The organism is Variovorax paradoxus (assembly GCF_040544635.1).
GTDB classification, from domain to species: domain Bacteria; phylum Pseudomonadota; class Gammaproteobacteria; order Burkholderiales; family Burkholderiaceae_C; genus Variovorax; species Variovorax paradoxus_R.
In genome coordinates, this window is record NZ_JBEPKJ010000011.1 from 147,417 (window position 1) to 167,788 (window position 20,372).

Genomic DNA, 20,372 nt, shown 5'->3' on the forward strand with positions numbered 1-20,372 from the left:
AGGCAAAACTGTCAGCCGGAGGGCGATCCGGGCTGCGGTGCCGTCCGACCGGCAGCCCTACCAGCGGATACCCAGGCGTAAAAACAGCCTGGAAAGTACGAACAGCGGCCCCACCCAAAGATATTGGATATCCTCGAAGAAGGAAGGTTTCTTGCCCTCGATCTTGTGGCCGATGAACTGAAAGATCCATGCCACGACAAAGATAGCGGCGGAAACCGGCAGTACAAGGCCCCCCATGGCGTGAACCGCCGCCAGCACCAGCACCGTGCCGGCCAGCATGGTGACGAAGAAGGCCGGGGAGCGCAGGGTGGCGTAGTACACCAGGCTCGCCGCCACGAAGCCGTATGCCACCCAGGGATGCAGCGCAAACAGCAGCCCGACGATGCTCAGCATGATGGCCGGGATCGCGATGAAGTGGATCAGTTCGTTGGTCGGATGGCGGTGGCTTTCGCCATAGTGGGCCAGCAGCCGGTCGACCTTGCGGTCGCCCGCTGCCAACGGGGCGTCGGCGGTGTGCATCATGGTTCGTCTCCAAAGCGCCGTCCGGTGCGGCGGGTCACCGCATGGTGCCCCCGCCCGGCGCCGGTGGCAAGTGCTATGAAGTTGGTAGCAAAGCCTTCCTTCGGGGACATGTATGAGTATGACTTTGGGCACTGTTGCGCGTTCCAGCCATCGCTAAGATCGACCGCGTGGCTCCTCCGCTCGAATCTCCATCCCACCTGTCGCCTTCGATCGTGGAATCCGGCCCGTCCCGCCAGCCGGCCGCAATCCTGGTGGTGGACGACCACGATCTGCTGCGGCTCGGCGTTCGCGCGCTGGTGCAGGCGCAGGCCGCTTCTTCCGCCACGAGCATCGAGGTGTTCGAAGCCGGCAACGTCGCCGATGCGCTGGTGCTCTATGAACGGCATCGGGAGTCCATCGGCCTGGTGCTGCTGGATCTGGCGCTGCCCGATTCGCATGGCTTGAGCGGCCTGACGGAATTTCGGCTGCGCTATCCGTCTGCCCGTATCGTGGTGCTTTCGGGCACGGGCAACGCCTCGCTGGCCCAAGGGGCACTGGCCTTGGGCGCCAGCGCTTTTCTTCCCAAATCGGCGGACCTGAAGGAGGTGGTGGGCTTCATCCGCGCCTGCGGCCTGCTCGATGCGGACGCGGCTCGGATTTCGTCTCCGGCCCTTGCGAAGGCGCTCGGCGGCTACGCTGAATCGGCCCATGCCAGCGTCTGGCAGGAACTCACGCCGCGCCAGACGCAGGTGCTGCAGTGGGTGCTCGAAGGCAAGGCGAACAAGGAAATTGCCCAGATTGCGAGCCTGAGCGAGGGCACGGTGAAGAACCATGTATCGACCATCCTGCTGCTGTTCGGTGTGCGCTCGCGCGCGCAATTGATCAGCAAGCTGCGTTGAACACGCCGCGCATGACCGACACGCCGCTGAGCCAGCGGGTGCTGCGCGAGCACGTGGCTTCGGTGTACTTCAACTACAACGCGACGTTCCTGGCCCGCGTCGTTTTCGTGCTGGTATTCGGCGGGTTCATGTACCTGCAACTGGGCGATCCCATGGTGCTGCCGTTCGTCGTGCTGCATTTGGCGCTGTACTTGGGCATGTATTTCACGCCGCGCTGGAGCCCGGCGGTGCCTCCGGCGGAAAGCGCCTGGTGGGCCCGCAAGATCACTCGCATCGTGACGCTGCTCGGGTTCGCCGATGCGCTGGCGCCGTGGATCTTCGTGCCCGCGGGCAACCTGCCGGTCACCGCCGCGCTGATGGTGGTGATGATGGGCAATTGCGCCCGTGCCGTGCAATCGCTGCGGCCCCTGAAGGCGGCGTTGTTCGGCCACACGCTGCCGATGATGGGCGGGCTGATCGTCGCCCTGGCGTGGCAGGGCGATGCCATTCATCTATTTCTCGCGGCCTTTGCGACGATCTACCTCGTTCTGATGCTGCGTGTAGGCGTGCAGGAGCACAGGCTGCTGGCCGATTCGCTGGTCCTGCGCTTCGAAAAGGAAGCCCTCGCCGTCCGGCTGGAGGAACAGATCGCCGCCACCGAGCGTGCCAGCGAGGAAAAGACCCGTTTCCTTGCCAGCGCCAGCCATGACCTGCGGCAGCCGCTGCATGCCATTGCGTTGTTCGGCGCCGCGCTGGAAAACGAACTGCGCGGCCGCCCCGAAGGCGCCAACGCGGAGCGCCTGATGCGCGCGGTGAACGCGCTGGGCACGTCGCTCGACACCATGCTCGACGTCTCGCGGCTCGATGCGGGCGTGGTCACGCCCGAGTTTCGGGCGGTGCAACTCGACGCCTTGTTCCTGCCGCTCAACCACATGTTCTCGCCGCAGGCCGAACAGAAGGAGTTGCAGCTGCGCGTGCGCGCGAGCGGATTGTGGGTGCGCAGCGACCCGCAGCTGCTGCACCGCATGCTCTCCAACCTGATCGACAACGCGCTCAAGTACACGGTGAGCGGCGGCGTGACGGTGAGGGCCCGTGCGCGCGGCAATGCTGTGTGGATCGAGGTGCGCGACACCGGTGTGGGCATCGCACCCGAGCAGATCGGCCGCATCTTCGAAGAGTTCTACCAGGTCGGCAACCCCGGCCGGGACCGCTCGCAGGGCCTGGGCATCGGCCTGTCGATCGTGCAGCGTCTGTCGCTTCTGCTGGACCATCCGTTGCAGGTGCATTCGCGCCCGGGACGGGGCACCCATTTCCGCGTGGTGCTGCCCGCCGCCGCGCCGCTGGCGGGCGCTGACCCGCAAGGCGTCGAGGCGCATCGGCAGCGCGCCGCCGGGGCACGGAGGACGCTGCCCGGGCGCGTGCTGCTGGTCGACGACGAGGCGGAAATCCGGGAGGCCATGGGCGAACTGCTGCGCTCCTGGTCCATCGAGGTGCACGCCGTGGCCGACGAAGCGGAGGCAGAGAAAGCCCTCGCGCGGGCGGAAGGCGAGGCGCGGCCCTTCGATCTGCTGATGTGCGACTACCGCCTGGCCGAGGGCAACGACGGGCTCGACGCCGGTCTGCGTCTTCGACAGCGCTTCGGCACCCGCATGCCGCTGTTACTGGTCACCGGCGAAACCGCGCCTGAACGCCTGCAGCGCGTTCGCGCGTCCGGCGTCGCCGTGCTGTTCAAGCCGGTCGATGCCGGCAAGCTGCTCCGAACCCTGAGCGAACTCGCGCCTGCCGGCGTCTCATGACTTTTGGCACTGGTGTGTGAGTGGGGCGCGCTTTACCTTTGCGCGGTCTCACACATCAATGTTCTCAGGGAGAGATTTCATGCAAGCAAAACTATTGATAACGGCGCTCGCCGCAACTCTGGCGGCCTGCGGTGGAGGAGGCGGTGGTGGTGGCGGCGGCGGCTTCGCTGGCTTGCCGGTGGTACCGGCGCCCGCACCCGCTCCTCCCGCCCCACCGCCGCCCCCTCCACCGCCGCCCGCGCCGGCCCCGGTTCCCGCCACGCGTACTTTCATGTACGAGGCCTTGGCCCCCGCCGCCGATCCATCGGCGTTTCTCACCCGGCTGAATGCACAGGGCGCGAGGTCGTTTCGCTTTTTCGGCGGCTTCGCCTTCACCATTTCGATGAGCCCCTACAGCGCAGAGGTTGTCGAGGCTTATGTGAAGGATGCCGAGACCTCCTATGCCTTCGAGTTGATGCCGGTCGCGGGCTCCGCGGCCGACTTGCAGGACCAGCTCAACGCTCAGGGTGCCCGAGGCTTCAAGTGGGGCGGGCCCTACGTGATCGGCGGCCAGACGCGCACGCTCTATCGCAAGGACAACAACTCCTCGTCGACCTACACCTATGCCGTGCTGACGGCACCAGCCGACAGCGCCGGCTACCTGGCGCAAGTCAACGCCCAGGGCGGCAACGGCTACTTCAGCGTCGCCGGGGCCTACATGGTCGGCGGGACCACGGTCCTGGTGTATCAGAAGGACTCGCAAGGCAGCGCAACCTATGGCTACGAGGCTCTGGGCCAGCCCGGCAGCGACGCCGATTTCCTGGCGCAGCTCGAGGCCCAGGGCGCCCGGGGCTTCCGGTTCAAGACCGGCTACGTCTTCTCGGACGGCATCAAGCTCCTTTACGAGAAAGACCTGTCGCAGTCGGCCACGTTCAGCTACCAGAACCTGCAACCCGCGGGCAACAGCGCGGACTACATCGCCCAAGCGAATGCCGAGGGAGCCAAGGGCAACGCCCTGGTGGGCGACTACATGCTGCCGAGCGGCCAGATCAGGACGCTCTTCGTCCGGCCGGCCAACTGCAGCGGTTTTCTCTGCGATACCCGCTCGCTGTTTGGGTTCTAAGCGGCTTCTGAGCGGCTTCTAAGCGGCGGCGGGCGCTGCTGGCGGCACCTCAGCCCAGCAGCGCCTGCGCGAACTCGCGCGCGTTGAAGGTCTCGAGGTCTTCCAGCTTCTCGCCCACGCCGATGAAGTAGACCGGAATCGGCCGCTCGCGCGCAATGGCGCAGAGCACGCCGCCCTTGGCCGTGCCGTCGAGCTTGGTCACCACCAGGCCGGTGAGGCCCAGTGTCTCGTCGAAAGCCCTGACCTGCGCCAGGGCGTTCTGCCCGGTGTTGCCGTCGATCACCAGCAGCACCTCGTGCGGCGCGGTGGCGTCGGCCTTGGTGACGACGCGCTTGATCTTCTTGAGCTCGTCCATCAGGTGCAATTGCGTGGGCAACCGGCCCGCGGTGTCGACCAGCACCACGTCCTTGCCGCGCGCCTTGCCGGCGGTGACCGCGTCGAAGCTCACGGCCGAGGGGTCGCCGCCTTCCTGGCTCACGATCTCGACCGTGTTGCGATCGGCCCAGACCAGCAACTGCTCGCGCGCCGCCGCCCTGAAGGTGTCGGCCGCCGCGAGCAGCACCGAGGCGCCCTCGTTGGCCAGGTGCTTGGTGAGCTTGCCGATGGACGTGGTCTTGCCCGCGCCGTTGACGCCGGCCACCATGATCACCGTCGGCGAGAACTGGCCGATCACCAGCGGCTTTTCGAGCGGCCGGAGCAGGTCGGTGATGGCGTCGGCCAGCAGCCGCTTCACCTGCGCGGCGTCGGTCGCCATCTGGCGCTTGACGCGGCCGCGCAGGTCGTCGAGCAGGAACTCGGTGGCCTTCACGCCGGTGTCGGCCATCAGCAGCGCCGATTCGAGCTCTTCGTACAGCGCCTCGTCGATCTGCGCATTGACGAATACCGCCTGAATGCCGGTGCCGGTCTTGCGCAGGCCGGTCTTGAGCTTGTTGAGCCAGCCCTTGCGTTCGGCCGCCACATCGGCAATGAGGGCGGGAGCGGGTGGGGCGGGTGGAGCAACGGCCGGCTCTGCGGGGGCAGGTGCCGGGGCCACCGGTGTGAAGACGGGCGCAGCGGGTGCCGGGGCTACGACAGGGGGCGAAAGAGGCGGCGGAGGCGGGGGGGGCGGAGCGGGCGCCACAGAGGGCGGCACCGCAGGCTCGGCCGGTGGAGGCGCCGTTTCCTCCACGGCAGGCTTGGAGCCGAACCAGCTGGACGGCGAGAACACCGAGCGCGCGGGGGCAGGCTCGGGTGCCGGTGCCGGCTCGGCTGCCGGGGAGGGCGCCGGCGCGGCCGGGGATTCGGCGGGTGGTTTTTTCTTGAAGAAACTGAACATCAGGAGCTTTTTACAATCCGACCCATTCTATGAAACACCCCTCGCCACGCCGTGCTGCGTCCGGTGCGGTGCTGGCAATGGCGCTTTCTGCGCTGTGGGCCGCGCCTGCACAGGCCCAGCCCACACCGGCTTCCCCCGCTCCTTCCACCGCCGTTTCGCCCGCCGATGCCGCGGCGGCACCCGCTCCCCAGCAGTTCACCCTTGCCAACGGCATGACGCTGCTGGTGCTGCCCGACCGGCGCGCCCCCACCGCGGTGCAGATGGTCTGGGTTCGCGTGGGCTCCGTCGACGAGGTCGACGGCACCTCGGGCGTGGCCCACGTGCTCGAGCACATGATGTTCAAGGGCACCAGGACCATCAAGCCGGGCGAGTTCTCGCGGCGCGTGGCGGCCCTGGGCGGCCAGGAAAACGCATTCACCTCGCGCGACTTCACCGGCTACTACCAGCAGATCCCGGTGACCAGCCTCGAGCAGATCATGAAGCTCGAATCGGACCGCTTCGCCAACAACCAGTGGTCCGACGACGAGTTCAAGCGCGAGATCGAAGTGGTCAAGGAAGAGCGCCGCATGCGCACCGAAGACCAGCCGCGCGCCTTGCTCGGCGAACAGCAGAACGCGGCGATCTTCACGGCCTCGCCCTACCATCGCCCCGTGGTCGGCTGGATGAGCGACCTCGATGCGATGACGCCCGACGACGCACGCGAGTTTTTCCGGCGCTGGTACGTGCCCGCCAACGCCGCCGTGGTGGTGGTCGGCGATGTCGACGTGGCCAAGGTGCGCGCGCTGGCCGAAAAATATTACGGCAGCATTCCCGCGCGTGCCGTGCCCCCGCGCAAGCCGCGCATCGAGCCGGCGCAGCGCGGCCTCCGCCGTATCGAGTTCAAGGCGCCGGCAGAGCAGGCATATGTGTCGCTCGCGTTCCGCATTCCGCAACTGGAAAAAATCGATGACGCGGCCACCGACGTGTGGGCGCTCGAAGTACTGTCGGCCGTGCTCGACGGCTACACCGGCGCGCGGCTCGATCGCGCCCTGACCCAGGGCCCCGACCGCGTTGCCGATTCCGCCAGCGCCTACTCGGGCCTGGCCGGCCGGGGACCGCAGCTGTTCACGCTCGTGGGTGTGCCCGCGAACGGCAAAAGCCCTGAAGCGGTCGAAGCGGCGCTGCGGGCCCAGGTGGCGCGCATCGCGAAGGAAGGCGTGGGCGAGGCCGAACTCGCGCGCGTCAAGACGCAATGGGTGGCCAGCGAAACCTACAAGCGCGATTCCGTGATGGCGCAAGCCCGCGAGCTCGGGAGCAACTGGGTGCAGGGGCTTCCGCTCGACTCCAGCGCCCGCATCATCGCGAAGCTGCAGGCCGTGACACCGGCCCAGGTGCAGGCGGTGGCTGCCAACTATTTTGGAGACGACCAGCTCACGGTGGCCACCTTGCGCCCCTTGCCGTTGGAAGCCAAGCCCCGCGGCCGCGGTTTTGCAGCGCCCGCAGGCGAGTTGCGCTGAAGGGCCCGGATTTCCATGACCACAATGAAAAAAATTCTCCGTCCTGCGCTGTTCGCCGTCGTTGCCGCCTTGGCGGGCGCGGCGCAAGCCGCGCTGCCCATCGAACACTGGACACTCGCGAGCGGCGCCAGGATCTACCTGGTGTCGACCCAGGCGTTGCCCATCGTCGACGTGCAGATCGATTTCGACGCCGGCAGCCGGCGCGACCCGGCGGCGCAGGCCGGCCTGGCCGCCGTGACCGCGACCATGGTCGAGAAGGGCGTGCGCGCCGGCAAGAACGGCGAGCCGGCGCTCGACGAGAACGCGCTGGGCGAAGCCTGGGCCGACCTGGGCGCCGAGTTCAATGCCAGCGCCGGTACCGATCGCGCCAGCTATTCGCTGCGCACCTTGTCCGACCCGGCGCTGCTGACCAAGGTCGTCACGCTCGCTTCACGCGAGCTCGGCGAGCCGGCCTTTCCCGACGATGTGTGGCAGCGCGAACGCGAACGCATCAATGCGTCGCTCAAGGAGGCCAACACCAAGCCGGCGACCATCGCGGGCCGTGCCTTTGCGCAGGGCGTGTACGGCGGCCACCCGTACGGGCAGGAAGTCACCGAAGCCACGCTGGCGCGGATCGACACCGCGGCCATGCGGCAACGCTACCAGCAGCTCATCGTGCCGTGCCGCGCCAAGCTCAGCATCGTTGGCGCCGTGACCCGCGCCGAGGCGGAAGCCATGGCCACCGCACTGCTCTCGCGGCTGCCCGGCCCCGAAGCCTGCACGCCGCTTCCTGCCATCGCACCGGTGGCTGCGCTCCAGGCGCCAAAGGACGAGCGCATTCCGTTCGCTTCGGCCCAGGCCCACGTCTTCATCGGCCAGCCCGGCTATCCGCGCAAGGACCCGGACCACTTCGCACTCACGCTCGGCAACTACGTGCTGGGCGGCGGCGGCTTCGTCTCGCGGCTCACCAACGAAGTGCGCGAGAAGCGCGGCCTGGCCTACAGCGTTTACAGCGGGTTTTCGCCGGGGCTGGACGCCGGAGCATTCCGCGTCGGCTTTCAGACGCGGCCCGACCAGGCCGAAGATGCGGTGAAGATATCCCGCGAAGTGCTTGCCAAGTTCGTGGCCGAAGGCCCGACCGACGCCGAGCTCAAGGCCGCCAAGGACAACCTGATCGGCGGCTTCCCGCTCCTGATGGACAGCAACCGCAAGCTCATCGGCAACGTGGCCAACATCGCGTGGCACGACCTGCCGCTCGACTACCTCGACACCTGGACCGCGCGCATGAACGCGGTTACCGCGGCCGAGGTGCGCGCCGCCTTTGCGCGCAAGCTGCAGCCCGAACGCATGGTGACGGTCGTGGTCGGCGGCAAGTAGGCAAACAAACAGCGTTTCAGCGCAGGGCGTGCGCGCCGCTGCCGGCGGCTGCGCGCACCGTCGTCCGGAGGCGTTCGAGGAGTTGCGGCGCGGCGCGCGCCTGCTGCCAGTAGAGCGGCACCTGAAGCGCCGAGCCGGGCACCAGCTCCACCAGCGCGCCCGCCCGCATCGCATCGGCCGCCATGCTGACGGGGAGCATGCCCCAGCCCATGCCGGCGCACGCCGCTTCAAGGAAACCATGTGCCGAGGGCAGCCAATGGCGTGGCGTCTCGATGCTGCGATGGCAGATGCGCCGCACCCAGCGCGCCTGCAGCCGGTCCTTGCGGTCGAACACCAGGCTGGGTGCGTTTGCGAGCGTTCGCGCGCCCATGCCCTTGGCGAAATAACGCTGCACGAACTCCGGGCTCGCGGCCGCCACGTAGTGCATGGTGCCCAGCGCCTCGCTGTTGCAGCCGGCCACCGGCTGTGCCAGTGCGGTGACGGCGGCGAGCACGGCGCCGCTTCGCAGGCGCTCGGCGGTATGGTCCTGGTCATCCACGGTCAGGTCGAGTAAAGCGGATTCTTCCTGCTTCGCAAAGGCCGCGGCGGCTGCCATGAACCAGGTGGCCAGGCTGTCGGCGTTCACCGCCACGCGCACCGTGACCCGCTCGCGCTCGTTGCCGCTCCTGCCGCCCATGCCGAGCGCGGGCAGCGCGTCGCGCAATTCGTGCTCCAGCATGCCCACGCGTTCGAAGTGGCGGCAGAGCTGCTGGCCGGCTTCGGTGGCCACGCAAGGCTGGCCGCGCACCAGCAGCGCACCGCCCGTGCGTTCCTCGAGCAGCTTCACGCGCTGCGAAACCGCCGATGGCGTGACGTTCAGAGCGCGGGCCGCGCGCTCGAAGCTGCCCTCGCGTACCACGGCGGCCAGGGCATTCAGGGCGGCGTAGTCGAGCATGGTCGGTGTGAATTAGAAAAACTGAATATGGCTTAGGAAGTTTAGTTTGAATTAATCGGCGGGCGGCGGCAAGCTGGCGCCATGGTCACCGAACAAATCACCACCGCATTCGCCAACGGGCTCTTCATGAGCCTGGTGCTCATCGTCGCCATCGGCGCGCAGAACGCTTATGTGCTGCGCCAGGGCCTGCGGCGCGAGCATGTGAGCGCCGTGGTGCTGTTCTGCGCAGCGAGCGACGCGATCCTCATCACGGCCGGCGTGGCCGGCATGGCGCAGGCGCTGCAAGGGCGGCCCGCCGTGGCCACGGCGCTCGCGGGGCTCGGCGCGCTGTTCCTCGGTGTCTATGGGTTGCGCGCGCTGTGGCGTTCGCGTCAGCCGGGTGCGCTGCAGGCGGCGGCCCAAGGCGCATCGCTCTCCCGCGCCGCCGTGCTGGCGCAGGCGGCGGGCTTCACGTTGCTGAACCCTCATGTCTACCTCGACACCGTGCTGCTCGTGGGCAGCACCGGCGCCCAGTACGGCGGCGTGCTCAAGGTCTGGTTCGTCGCGGGGGCGGCGCTTGCAAGCGCGCTGTGGTTCTCGGCGCTGGGCTTTGGTGCGCGGTGGCTGGCGCCGGTGTTTGCGCGTCCCCGTGCCTGGCAGATGCTCGACGCGCTGATCGGCGGCACGATGCTCGTGCTTGCCGCGCTGCTCGCGCGGCGAGCCTTTCTCGGCATCTAGCACCGCATGCGGCGGCGTTAAGCTTGCCGCATGCCCCAGAAGAAAGCCGCAGCCGCCAGGCGCCCCGCCTCCCCATCGTCGCCGTCGCCTTCCCGATCGAAATCGCGGCCGAGCGAGGTGCGCATCATCGGAGGCCAGTGGAAGCGCACCCGCCTTTCCGTGGCCGACAAGCCGGGCCTGCGTCCCACGCCCGACCGCGTGCGGGAGACGCTGTTCAACTGGCTTGCGAGCATCGCGGGGGCGGGCGGCGGCGAATTGCCGGGCTGGCATTGCGTCGACGCATTCGCGGGCACCGGTGCCCTGGGCCTGGAGGCCGCTTCGCGCGGCGCTGCGAGCGTGCTGCTGTGCGAGCAGGACGCCGCTCTGGTGGCGCAGTTGCAGGCCGCGAAAACCAAGCTTTCGGCCGAGGCCGTTCGCATCGAGCGCGGCAACGGGCTCACCGCGCTCGAGCGCGTCGCTGCGGGCAGCCTGGATGCCGTATTTCTCGACCCGCCTTTCGACAGCACCTCCCTCTATGAACCTTCGCTGCGCGCCGCGGCACGCGCCGTCAAAGCCGGAGGTACCATCTACCTGGAAGCGCCGCGACATTGGACCGACGAGGAGCTTGCCGCCGTCGGTCTTGTTGGTTTTCGTTACTTAAAGGCAGGCGCCGTGCATGCACATCTGCTGCGGCACGTTGCAAACGGGACTGCATAATCCGCCGGACAAGCCGCACCGGCTGCATGAGGAAGAAGCAACCATGGCCAGCAACGTGATCGCGGTTTATCCCGGCACTTTCGATCCCATCACCCTCGGCCACGAGGACGTGGTGCGGCGCGCAACCCAGCTTTTTTCCAAGGTCATCGTCGCGGTGGCGGCGGGGCACCACAAGAAGGCGCTGTTCACCCTGCAGGAACGCATGAACATGGCGCGCGAGGCCGTGAAGCCGTACAGCGACCAGGTCACGGTCGAGAGCTTTTCGGGCTTGCTGCGCGACTTCGTGGTGGCGCGCGGCGGCAAGGCCATGGTGCGCGGCCTGCGCGCCGTGACCGACTTCGACTACGAGTTTCAGCTGGCCGGCATGAACCGCTCGCTGATGCCCGATGTGGAAACCGTGTTCTTGACGCCCAGCGACAAGTACCAGTTCATCTCGAGCACCTTCGTGCGCGAAATTGCCATGCTCGGCGGCGAGGTCCACAAGTTCGTTTCGCCCGATGTGGAAACGCATCTGGCGGCCAAGGTGCGCAGCCTCGGTCGTGAGTAGCCGGTTTCCGTTGCCTCGCCTGCATCCGCTGGGCGATGCGGCGTTGCTTTGCGAACTGGCGCCGCCGGCCACGCTCGCGCAGCAGCAGCAGATCTGGGCGCTGGGCATCGAGGTTCAGCAGTGGCCCGGCGTGGGCGAGGTGCTGCCTGGCATGAACAATCTCACGCTGACTTTCGATCCGGTCGCGATCGGTATCGAAGCGCTGATGGCCCGCGTCAACGGGGCTTGGCCGCGGCTTTCGGCTACCGCGGTCGAAGGCCGGCTGGTGGAAATTCCGGTGGTATATGGCGGCGAGCACGGGCCGGACCTTGCCGATGTCGCGGCTCACACCGGGCTCACGCCGGCCGAAGTGGTGCGGCGCCACAGCGGCGGCGAATACGTGGTCTACCTGCTCGGCTTTCTGCCCGGCTTCGCATTCATGGGCGGGCTGCCGCCCGAACTCGCCACGCCGCGCCGGGCCGAACCGCGCACGGCGGTGCCCGCGCGCTCCGTCGGCATCGGCGGCGAGCAGACCGGCGTCTATCCGCTGGTGTCGCCGGGCGGCTGGCAACTGATCGGCCGGACTTCGCTGGCGCTTTTCGACCCGGCGGCCGAGCCGCCCACCCTGCTGCGGCCGGGCGACCGCGTGCGCTTCGTCGTCGAAAGCGTGCAGACATGATGCTGGTCCAGAAACCCGGCATGCTGGCCTCGGTGCAAGACCTGGGGCGGCACGGGCACCGCCAGGTCGGCATCTGCCCCGGCGGCGCACTCGACGTGCTGGCGCTCACGCTGGCGAACCGGCTGGTCGGCAATGCCGATGGCGCGGCCGGCCTCGAAATCACCATGGGCGGCTGCGAGATCCGCTTCGAAACCGACACGCGCATCGCATTGGCCGGAGACGATTTCGCCGCCCGGCTCGACGGCACACCCATCTGGCCTTGCTGGAGCATGCCGGTGGCAGCGGGGCAAACGCTCAAGCTCGCGGGCGCCAATGCATCCGGCGCGAAGAAGGCCGGCCTGCGCAGCTGGCTCGCGGTGGCGGGCGGGATCGACGTGCCGCCGGTGCTCGGTTCGCGCAGCACCGATCTGAAGGCGGGCTTCGGCGGCCACCAGGGGCGGGCACTGCGCAAGGGCGACCGGCTCGCGCTGGGCGCCACGGCGCTCGACGTCGGCCAGCTCGCCCGGCGCCCCTTCGGCTTGCGCGGCCCGGAATGGGGTCCCGAGGAAAGCGACTCCGCCATTGCGCTGCGCGTGCTGCCCGGCCCCGAGTTCGATCAGTTCACCGCGGCTTCGCAGGCACTGCTCTGGAGCGAGCGCTGGCGCATCACCGCGCAGAGCAACCGCATGGGAAGCCGGCTCGCAGGGGGCGAACTCAAGCGCAAGCGCAGCGTCGACATGCTCTCGTCGGGCGTCATTCCCGGCACCATCCAGGTGCCGCCCTCGGGCCAGCCGATCATCCTGATGGGCGACGCACAGACCACCGGCGGCTATCCGCGCATCGGCGTGGTGATTCGCGCCGACCTGTGGAAGCTCGCGCAAGCGCCGCTCGACGGCCGGCTGCGGCTGATGCAGGTCGATATGGCGGCGGCGCTCGAGGCATGGGCCGAGCAGCAGCGCTATCTCGCGCAAGTGGCGCAAGGGCTCGCGGCAGCAGGCTGGACTGGACCGGCATAGACTGTGCAAGCAGCAGGTGCGCGGTCTGGCTCCGATGCGCCGGCCCGTCTTGAAGAAGGAACAAACCCCATGCAAATCGACCTGAATGCCGACCTCGGCGAAGGCGCCGGCAGCGACGAAGCACTGCTCGGCCTCGTGAGCTCGGCCAACATCGCCTGCGGCTGGCACGCGGGCGATGCAAAGACCATGCAGCAATGCGTGCGCTGGGCCATCGAGCACGGCGTGGCGATAGGCGCCCACCCCAGCTTTCCCGACCGCGAAAACTTCGGCCGCAGCACCATGCACCTGCCGCCCGACGAGATCGTGGCCAACGTGCTTTACCAGGTCGGCGCGCTCGCCGCGATCGTCAAGGCCGAAGGCGGCAAGCTCTCGCACGTGAAGGCGCACGGGCAGCTCTACAACCAGGCCGTGAAGGAGCCCGAACTCGCCGACGCGCTCTGCGAAGCGGTGCGGCGCTTCGACCCGTCGCTCAGGTTTTTCGGCCTCGCGGGCAGCGGCATGATCGACGCCGCACGCCGTGCCGGCCTCACGCCCGTGGAAGAAGTGTTTGCCGACCGCGGCTACATGCCCGACGGCAGCCTGGTGCCGCGCAGCCAGCCCGGCGCGCTCATCGAAGACGAAGAGCAGTCGCTCGCCCAGACGCTCTCGATGGTGCGCGACCGCAAGGTCACGGCCATCGACGGCAGCACCGTGCCGCTCAACGCGCAGACCGTGTGCCTGCACGGCGACGGTGCCCATGCATTGGCATTTGCGCGCCGCATTCGCGACCGCCTGCAGCAAGAGGGCATCGCGGTTCGCGCGATGGCCTGAGCGCACCGTTCAAGCCGTGGCGCTGCGAACCAATGTCCTGCTGACCGGTTTCGACCCGTTCGACCGCGAAGCCCTCAACCCCTCATGGGAGGCCGTGCGTGCGCTCGAGGGCTGGAAGTGCGGCCGCGCCACCGTGCATGCGCGCCAGATGCCCTGCGTATTTGGCGACGCCATCGAGGCGCTTGCGGGTGCCATGGAGGAACTGCAGCCGCAGCTGGTGCTGTGCATCGGCCAGGCCGGCGGCCGCGCGGAGATCACGCCCGAGCGCGTGGCCATCAACATCGACGACGGGCGCATTGCAGACAACGCAGGCCGGCAGCCGATCGACACCCCCGTGGTGCGCGGCGCCCCCGCGGCGTATTTCTCGACATTGCCGATCAAGGCCATGGTTCGGGACCTGCGCGCGGCCGGTGTGCCTGCGTCCGTGTCGAACACCGCAGGCACCTTCGTCTGCAACCACATCTTCTACGGCCTGATGCACCGCTTGGCCACGCACCCGGTGCCGGGGCAGCGCGGCGGCTTCATCCACATTCCCTACCTGCCCGAGCAGGCGGCACGCTTTCCGGGTTCACCCAGCATGTCGCTGCCCACCATGGTCGAGGCGCTGCGCATTGCGGTGGCCACCGCATTGGCCGTTGAAAAAGACATTGCCGAAACCGGCGGTCAGCTCCACTGAGCCAGCCAGGAGAGCAGCGCTGCATTGACCAAGGCGGGCTTCTCCATCGTCAGCATGTGGCCGCATTGCGGCAACCAGACCACTTCCGCATGCGGCACCAGCGCCGCGATTTCGCGCGTGCAATCGGGCGGCGTCAACCGGTCCGTGTCGCCGCAGACCAGGAGCACCGGCGCGCGCAGCGAAGGCAGGTGGGTGCGCGCATCGGGCCGGCGCATCACGGCGCGGTTCTGGCTGATGAGCTGCTGCGTACCGGCATCCAGCACGATCTCGACATAGCGCTCGACCAGCGCCTGGTCGGCCGCCTGCACGGGGTGAAACGCGAAGACGACGTTCGGCTCGATCACGTCGCGCAGTTCGCCGCGCTCGAATAGTTCGATCGCGCTTTCGCGCAGCTCGTACATGTCGGGCGCCTCGGGGCGGGCATTGGTGCCCAGCAGCGCGAGCCCCGCAACGCGCCCGGGCGCCTGCCGTGCGGCTTCCATCGCAACCATGCCGCCCATCGACGCACCGCAGAGCACGAGCGGGCCGGGGTTCTCGCGCAGCACGGCCGCGGCCATGGTTTCGATGGTGTCGTTGCGCATGTGGGCGTCGCTCACGCGCGCTTCGAACATGGCCGGAAGAACGGGAAGCTGGGCTTCCCAGAGGCGCTCGTCGCAGGCGAGGCCGGGCAGCAGGACAAGGTGTGGCATGAGCGGATTTTGCGTCATCGCGCCCTCCGGCGTAACGGCATAGGCTGCCTGGCCAGAAGCCATCCGCGGGCGGAATCGACATACTTTCAGACGCTGCGCGATCTGCGGTTCGCGCGTTTCCGCTTCATACCGAGGACAAGACAATGAACCTGGTTCAACGCGTGCAGGACATCCTGCTCAAGCCCAAGGCCACCTGGCCCGCCATCGATGCAGAGCCCGCGGACACCGCGTCGCTCTACAAGAACTACGTGATGATCCTCGCGCTGATACCGGCGGTGGCGGGCTTCATCGGCCTGTCGGTCATCGGCTTCGGTGCCTTCGGTGTCAACTTTCGTGTGCCCGTAGTCACGGGGCTCGTGAACATGGTCGTCGGCTACGTGCTCTCGCTCGTCATGGTGTTCGTGCTGGCGTTGATCATCGATGCGCTGGCGCCCACATTCGAAGGCACAAAGAGCCAGATCGGCGCGCTCAAGCTCTCCGCATATGCCAGCACGGCAAGCTTTCTGGGCGGGGTGTTCAGCCTGATTCCGTCGCTGTCGATTCTGGGTGCGCTCGCGGCGCTCTACGGCATCTACCTGATCTACATCGGCCTGCCGGTGCTCATGAAGTGCCCGCCCGACAAGGCGCTGGCATACACGGCCGTGGTGGTGGTTTGCGCCATCATCGGCGGCGTGGTGATTGCCTGGGTGCTCTCGCTTCTGACACCCTCGCCCACGCGCGTGAGCACGGCACCGTTCGCAATGCAGGTGGCGGCCATGCAACAGATGGTGCCGCCGAGGCTCTGAGCGTCACGCATGCGGTGGAGAATGGGCGTTCCATGCCAACGCCCACACCCGACTCCGCAACCGAACTCATCCTGATCCGCCACGGCGAAACCGCCTGGAACCGCGAACTGCGTTTCCAGGGGCACGCCGATGTGCCGCTCAACGACATGGGGCACGAGCAGGCGCGCCGGCTGGGTTTGCGGATGGCGGGCGAAACGGCGCAGCACATCATCAGCAGCGATCTGATGCGCGCGCAGCAAACCGCGGCGCCGGCATCGCTTCAGTTGTCGCTGCCGGTGGTCACATCGGCGAGTTTGCGCGAGCAGCACTTCGGCGTCGTCGAAGGCATGCGGGCCGATGAAATCCAGGCCCTGCACCCCAGGGCCTGGGAGGAATGGCTGGAGTTCCGTGAGGACCACGCCATGCCCGAGGGCGAGTCGGCGCGCCAATTTCACACGCGCATCGTCGCGGCCCTCGGAACCCTGGCAGCCACCCACAGAGGGCAGCGCCTGGTCGTTGTCACTCACGGGGGCGTGCTCGACATGGTGTGGCGCACGGCGCGCGGGCTCAGCCTCAGCGGGCCGCGGCAGAGCGACATTCCCAACGCGGGCTTCAACCGTATCCGCATCGCCGACCCCGCAATGCCGGACGCGATAGAGATCGTCGACTGGGCCGACACGCGGCATCTTGCCGATTTGCCGCCGCAGCCGGTGTACGACCAGCGGCGGCATCTCGAGAAGAACTGAGCAGCAAAAGCTCGCGCCTTTTCGAGCGAAGTGCAGCTGCCGGTTTTTCTTTCTCAGAGGCGGGAAACCAGTTCTCCGAGACCGAGCCGCGCATAGACATCGCCCGCCTGGCGCCGCAGCCGCAGCGACTCGGGCTGGCCGTTGAGTTGCTGCTGCAGGATGCCTTGCGCGCCCGTGAGCGCGGCTTCGCTGCCGGCACGCACGAGGGCATCGAGGTACACCTGCTCGAACAGGTCGCGCTGCGCATGGCTGCCGCCGATTTCCAGCAGGCGCGGCAAGGCGGTGCCGAGTCCGTCGATGGTGGAAGCGAAGTCGCCTCGCGCATGGGCAATGAGCCCGCGAGCAGCCGGCACGCACACGTGCTGCCACGCCGCCCGGGTCGAGGCGGGCGCGCGCGGCGCATAGGCCTCGATGTTGCGCAGCAGCGCATCCGCCTCTGGCTGGCCCGCGCGCGCCAGGCCATACAGGTATTGCAGGTCGAGAAAAGGCAGCACATGGTCGGCCTGGCGCTGCACGAGATAGCGGCCCACGTCGCTCCACCGCGTGCCGACATCGATGCCCGCGAGTTCGAAGCGTGCCAGCAGCGAGACCGCACCGATCTGGTCCTGCGAGTAGTCCTTCACGACGCCCCACACCTCGCGGTCGTACACCGCGAGCGCTTCGGCATCGCGGTCGAGTTCGATCAGGAACAGGGCCACATGCCACCAGTTGTGCGTCACCATGAACGAATTGAGCTCGGTCCAGGTGTCGCTCACGCCTTGCATGAACGCCAGCCCTTCGGAAAGCCGGCCTTCGGTGAGCATCACATGCGCCAGTGCGTGATGCGCCCACGGCTCCTTGCGGCACATGCCGATGGCGCGGCGGGCGCTGGCCTCGGCATCGCGCATCAGGTGGCACTGCTCGTAGCCGAAGGCGGCCATGCCGTGCACATAGGGCACATCGGACGCGGCAGGCAGCGCGGCGAGCGCGAGCCGGAGCATGCCCGGACAGTCGCCGGTATTGAAGCAGTGGTATTGCCCCAGCTTCACCGACACCAGGTCGCGCGGGTATTCGCGCGCCTGCTCCGCATGCAGGGCGATGGCCTTGGCGATGTTGCCGTCGGCCCAGGCTTCGATGGCCGCGATGTAGCGTTGCTCGCGCGGGGTGGCACGCCCGGATGCGGCGCGGGCCCTGGCGAGGTAGGGGCGCGCATTGGCCGCGGCATCGCGCGATTCGGCGAAGAGGTGAAGCGTTGCGCAATAGGCCTGGACGAGGGGGCTCGAGTCGCTGTCGGCCAAGGCCAGCAGGTTGACCGCACGCGCCTCCGTCGCCACAAAACCCATGACAAAGTCTTCGACGAGCGGCAGGCTGGCGGCATCGTCGAGCGTGAGCGGGTTACCGAAGCTGTCGGCATGCAGGGTTGCGGCGGGCATGACCGAATGGTGCCATGCCCCGCCGCGGGCTTCAAACGCCCGCTTGCTGGTGGCGGTACTCCTGCGTCTTTCCGCCGTAGCCGTAGGCCGCGCCGCGAGCGTCGATCACGTGGATGTACGACACCTCGTGCAGGTTGGGCCGCAGCCGTGCCATCGCGGCATGCACCTCGCGCAGGTAGCGCGCCTTTTCCGCCTTGGTGTTGGTTTCGTCCGTGACGCTGATGTCGAGGTGAAACGCCGACTTGCCGAGGGAGGCCAGCGACTGCCCGCCGATGAACCACGTGTCGGCGGCGATGTACTGCACCGTGATGGCGATCACCGGCAACTGCTTGCCGAGCACGCTCTGGGTCAGCTCGGCGACCGTGTCGACGGTCTTGCGGGTGAGTTGGGAGTCGGGCTCGCCTGAGAGGTGAACAACGATATGGGGCATCTGGAACTCCGTGAATGAGTGAACGATGGGGCTATTGTGGGAATTACGTAGCCATCGGAAAAGCGGGAAGATATGATGGAACCCATCGGAAAATCGGATGGATAGACCATGCAGACATTCGACCTGGAGCAGCTTCGCACGCTTGCCGCGGTGATCGATGCCGGCAGCCTCACGGCCGCCGCGCCTCGCGTCTTCCTCTCGCAGTCGTCCGTCAGCGAGCAGATACGCAAGCTCGAGGAGCGGGCGGGGCAATCATTGCTCACACGCAGCAAGGCCGGTGTGGCACCGACTGAAGCGGGCATGCGGCTCCTGGCCTATGCCCGCCGCATCCTCGCGCTCAGTGACGAGGCTTTTCGTGATCTGCATGGCGAGGCCCTGCAGGGCGAGTTGCGGCTCGCCGTGACCGACTACTTTCGTCCTGGCGATCTCACGCGGCTGCTGGGTCGCCTTGGCGAGAGCTATCCGCAAGTACGGCTGAACGTGAGCATCCTGAAGAGCGATGCGCTGCGGGCTGCCTATGCAAATGGAGAATTCGACGTGGGCTTGGCGATGAATATCGCAGGTGCATCGTCTTCGCCGGAGCAAGGCGTGAAGGCCTCGGTCATCCGGCGTGAATCGCTGGCGTGGCTCGGTGCAACCGGCATGCGATTGGCGCGGGGCGAGCCGCTTCGGCTGCTGGCCTTGCCGGAAACTTGCTCGTTGCATCAGTACACGGTGGCGCTGCTTCGGCGGCGCAAGGTGCCGTATGTGCTGGCGCATGTGGCATCGGGGGTGGCGGGGTTGCAGTCGGCACTGGCCGCGGGGCTCGGCGTGGCGTGCCTGAACGAATCCGCTGTGTGCGAGGGCGTGGGGCGGCTGGCGGCGCCGCATGGATTGCCGGCGCTGCCCCGGGTTGCATTTCAATTCCTGCCCGGCCGGCGGGGCGAGACGGAGTTTGTGACCCGGGCCCGGGAAATGCTGGCGACCCATCTGGTGTGACACCACCTGGGGGTGGCGCGGGACTTGCGTCAAGCTGCATGACATGAACGCGCCACAACCCAGAACCCCGGCGGATTTCTTGCGGCACTCCCGCTTCGACGACGCGCAAGCCATCTTTTCAGGCACCTTGTTCGTCGCCATCGCCATGATGCTGTTCGGCCAAGCGGGCCTGCTTACGGGCGGCACCGCCGGCGTTGCGTTTCTCCTGCACTACGCCACCGGCGTGAGCTTTGGAAAACTGTTCTTCCTGGTCAACTTGCCGTTCTACTGGTTCGCATGGCGCCACATGGGGCGGGCCTTCACGATCAAGACTTTCTCGGCGATCGCATTGCTTTCGGTCATGACAGACTGGGCGCCGCGCTACATCTCGATCGATTCCCTGCACCCGGCCTTCGCAGCCGTGCTCGGCGGTCTGCTGCTGGGCACCGGATGCCTGTTTCTCGCCCGCCATCGCGCGAGCCTGGGCGGTGCGACCGTGTTGACGCTGTATTTGCAGGAAAAGCGCGGCTGGCCTGCCGGCAAGGTGCAGATCGGTATCGATTGCACGGTGGTGTTGCTCGCGCTGTTCGTGATTCCGCCGCAGCGTGTGGGCTGGTCGGTGCTGGCGGCTGTGGTGATGGGGCTTTTCTTGTGGATCAACCACAAGCCGGGGCGGTACGCTGCGACTTGAGTGGTCGGGCTTCTTGTTTGGGGGCTGTTATTCAGGGCGCGTGCAAAGGCCACCGGGTACTCCCCTCCGCGAATGTCCCCCGGCTTCGCCTCCTCCTTTATTTCGCTGCGGGGAGCACCCGATGCCCTGTGCACTGGGGCACGCTCGTGGTGTACCGCTGATCAACGACTGCTCCGTATAACGCTCCCGCTGGCGGGGTGCCTTGC

General features: G+C 67.6%; 22 protein-coding genes. 16 read left to right on the plus strand and 6 right to left on the minus strand.

The annotated features are described in order from the left end of the window. Positions 1–57: 57 nt before the first annotated feature. Positions 58–522 carry a DUF962 domain-containing protein gene (locus ABIC94_RS19325; protein ID WP_354374605.1) on the minus strand — a complete coding sequence of 155 codons (465 nt, stop codon included), beginning with the start codon at positions 520–522 and terminating at the stop codon, positions 58–60. Between the two features lie 167 nt (positions 523–689). Between ABIC94_RS19325 and ABIC94_RS19330 the strand changes: the two genes are divergently transcribed. The 3 genes from ABIC94_RS19330 to ABIC94_RS19340 all read left to right on the plus strand — a co-directional run bounded on the left by ABIC94_RS19330 (position 690) and on the right by ABIC94_RS19340 (position 4,277). Further along, positions 690–1,400 (plus strand): response regulator transcription factor, encoded by a 711-nt coding sequence (locus tag ABIC94_RS19330; RefSeq protein ID WP_354374606.1) that lies wholly within the window; start codon positions 690–692, stop codon positions 1,398–1,400. Between the two features lie 11 nt (positions 1,401–1,411). Beyond that, positions 1,412–3,175: an ATP-binding response regulator gene (locus ABIC94_RS19335; protein ID WP_354374607.1), complete on the plus strand. Its 1,764-nt coding sequence runs from the start codon at positions 1,412–1,414 to the stop codon at positions 3,173–3,175. A 79-nt stretch (positions 3,176–3,254) separates the two neighbouring features. Further along, positions 3,255–4,277 (plus strand): hypothetical protein, encoded by a 1,023-nt coding sequence (locus ABIC94_RS19340; RefSeq protein ID WP_354374608.1) that lies wholly within the window; start codon positions 3,255–3,257, stop codon positions 4,275–4,277. A 49-nt stretch (positions 4,278–4,326) separates the two neighbouring features. Here the strand turns inward: ABIC94_RS19340 and ftsY are convergent, their stop codons facing one another. Beyond that, positions 4,327–5,592, minus strand: a complete 1,266-nt coding sequence (ftsY, locus tag ABIC94_RS19345; protein ID WP_354374609.1) for a signal recognition particle-docking protein FtsY — start codon at positions 5,590–5,592, stop codon at positions 4,327–4,329. Between the two features lie 29 nt (positions 5,593–5,621). Here ftsY and ABIC94_RS19350 point away from each other — a divergent pair, with 29 nt between their 5' ends. Beyond that, positions 5,622–7,088, plus strand: a complete 1,467-nt coding sequence (locus ABIC94_RS19350) for a M16 family metallopeptidase (RefSeq protein WP_436318055.1) — start codon at positions 5,622–5,624, stop codon at positions 7,086–7,088. Positions 7,089–7,103: 15 nt separating this feature from the next. Next, complete coding sequence (locus ABIC94_RS19355; RefSeq protein ID WP_354374610.1) at positions 7,104–8,444, plus strand: M16 family metallopeptidase; 1,341 nt, start codon at positions 7,104–7,106, stop codon at positions 8,442–8,444. Between the two features lie 16 nt (positions 8,445–8,460). On the opposite strand, the gene ABIC94_RS19360 is transcribed toward ABIC94_RS19355, so the two are convergent. Further along, a complete protein-coding gene (locus ABIC94_RS19360; RefSeq protein ID WP_354374611.1) occupies positions 8,461–9,378 on the minus strand; it encodes a LysR family transcriptional regulator ArgP in 918 nt (305 codons plus the stop codon). Positions 9,379–9,459: 81 nt separating this feature from the next. On the opposite strand from ABIC94_RS19360, the gene ABIC94_RS19365 reads away from it, so the two are divergent. The 7 genes from ABIC94_RS19365 to pcp all read left to right on the plus strand — a co-directional run bounded on the left by ABIC94_RS19365 (position 9,460) and on the right by pcp (position 14,477). Then, positions 9,460–10,095 (plus strand): LysE/ArgO family amino acid transporter, encoded by a 636-nt coding sequence (locus ABIC94_RS19365; RefSeq protein WP_126747054.1) that lies wholly within the window; start codon positions 9,460–9,462, stop codon positions 10,093–10,095. 30 nt (positions 10,096–10,125) lie between these two features. Continuing rightward, positions 10,126–10,791, plus strand: coding sequence for an RsmD family RNA methyltransferase (locus ABIC94_RS19370; protein WP_354374612.1), 666 nt, complete (start codon positions 10,126–10,128; stop codon positions 10,789–10,791). Between the two features lie 43 nt (positions 10,792–10,834). Beyond that, positions 10,835–11,338: a pantetheine-phosphate adenylyltransferase gene (coaD, locus tag ABIC94_RS19375; RefSeq protein WP_354374613.1), complete on the plus strand. Its 504-nt coding sequence runs from the start codon at positions 10,835–10,837 to the stop codon at positions 11,336–11,338. Between the two features lie 10 nt (positions 11,339–11,348). Next, positions 11,349–11,996, plus strand: coding sequence for a 5-oxoprolinase subunit PxpB (gene pxpB / locus ABIC94_RS19380; RefSeq protein WP_354374704.1), 648 nt, complete (start codon positions 11,349–11,351; stop codon positions 11,994–11,996). Then, on the plus strand, positions 11,993–12,991 hold the full coding sequence (locus ABIC94_RS19385; protein ID WP_354374614.1) for a biotin-dependent carboxyltransferase family protein: 999 nt from the start codon (positions 11,993–11,995) through the stop codon (positions 12,989–12,991). The genes pxpB and ABIC94_RS19385 overlap by 4 nt, the downstream gene beginning before the upstream one ends. Positions 12,992–13,060: 69 nt before the next feature. After that, positions 13,061–13,801: a 5-oxoprolinase subunit PxpA gene (gene pxpA, locus ABIC94_RS19390; RefSeq protein WP_354374615.1), complete on the plus strand. Its 741-nt coding sequence runs from the start codon at positions 13,061–13,063 to the stop codon at positions 13,799–13,801. 22 nt (positions 13,802–13,823) lie between these two features. Beyond that, entirely contained in the window at positions 13,824–14,477 is a 654-nt protein-coding gene (gene pcp, locus ABIC94_RS19395; RefSeq protein ID WP_354374705.1) for a pyroglutamyl-peptidase I, read from the plus strand. Here the strand turns inward: pcp and ABIC94_RS19400 are convergent. After that, positions 14,465–15,166: an alpha/beta fold hydrolase gene (locus ABIC94_RS19400; protein ID WP_436318056.1), complete on the minus strand. Its 702-nt coding sequence runs from the start codon at positions 15,164–15,166 to the stop codon at positions 14,465–14,467. The two genes, pcp and ABIC94_RS19400, sit on opposite strands and share 13 nt — an antisense overlap. Positions 15,167–15,309: 143 nt before the next feature. On the opposite strand from ABIC94_RS19400, the gene ABIC94_RS19405 reads away from it, so the two are divergent. Further along, entirely contained in the window at positions 15,310–15,951 is a 642-nt protein-coding gene (locus ABIC94_RS19405) for a Yip1 family protein (protein WP_354374617.1), read from the plus strand. Between the two features lie 32 nt (positions 15,952–15,983). Next, a complete protein-coding gene (locus ABIC94_RS19410; protein WP_354374618.1) occupies positions 15,984–16,676 on the plus strand; it encodes a histidine phosphatase family protein in 693 nt (230 codons plus the stop codon). Between the two features lie 53 nt (positions 16,677–16,729). Here ABIC94_RS19410 and ABIC94_RS19415 read toward each other — a convergent pair whose 3' ends face one another. Together ABIC94_RS19415 and ABIC94_RS19420 are read right to left on the minus strand one after the other, a co-directional pair. Then, complete coding sequence (locus tag ABIC94_RS19415; protein WP_354374619.1) at positions 16,730–18,088, minus strand: tetratricopeptide repeat protein; 1,359 nt, start codon at positions 18,086–18,088, stop codon at positions 16,730–16,732. Between the two features lie 31 nt (positions 18,089–18,119). Further along, positions 18,120–18,518 carry a tautomerase family protein gene (locus ABIC94_RS19420; RefSeq protein ID WP_354374620.1) on the minus strand — a complete coding sequence of 133 codons (399 nt, stop codon included), beginning with the start codon at positions 18,516–18,518 and terminating at the stop codon, positions 18,120–18,122. A 108-nt stretch (positions 18,519–18,626) separates the two neighbouring features. On the opposite strand from ABIC94_RS19420, the gene ABIC94_RS19425 reads away from it, so the two are divergent. Continuing rightward, positions 18,627–19,496, plus strand: a complete 870-nt coding sequence (locus tag ABIC94_RS19425) for a LysR family transcriptional regulator (protein WP_354374621.1) — start codon at positions 18,627–18,629, stop codon at positions 19,494–19,496. A 43-nt stretch (positions 19,497–19,539) separates the two neighbouring features. Then, entirely contained in the window at positions 19,540–20,166 is a 627-nt protein-coding gene (locus ABIC94_RS19430) for a YitT family protein (protein ID WP_258502230.1), read from the plus strand. Positions 20,167–20,372 lie beyond the last annotated feature (206 nt).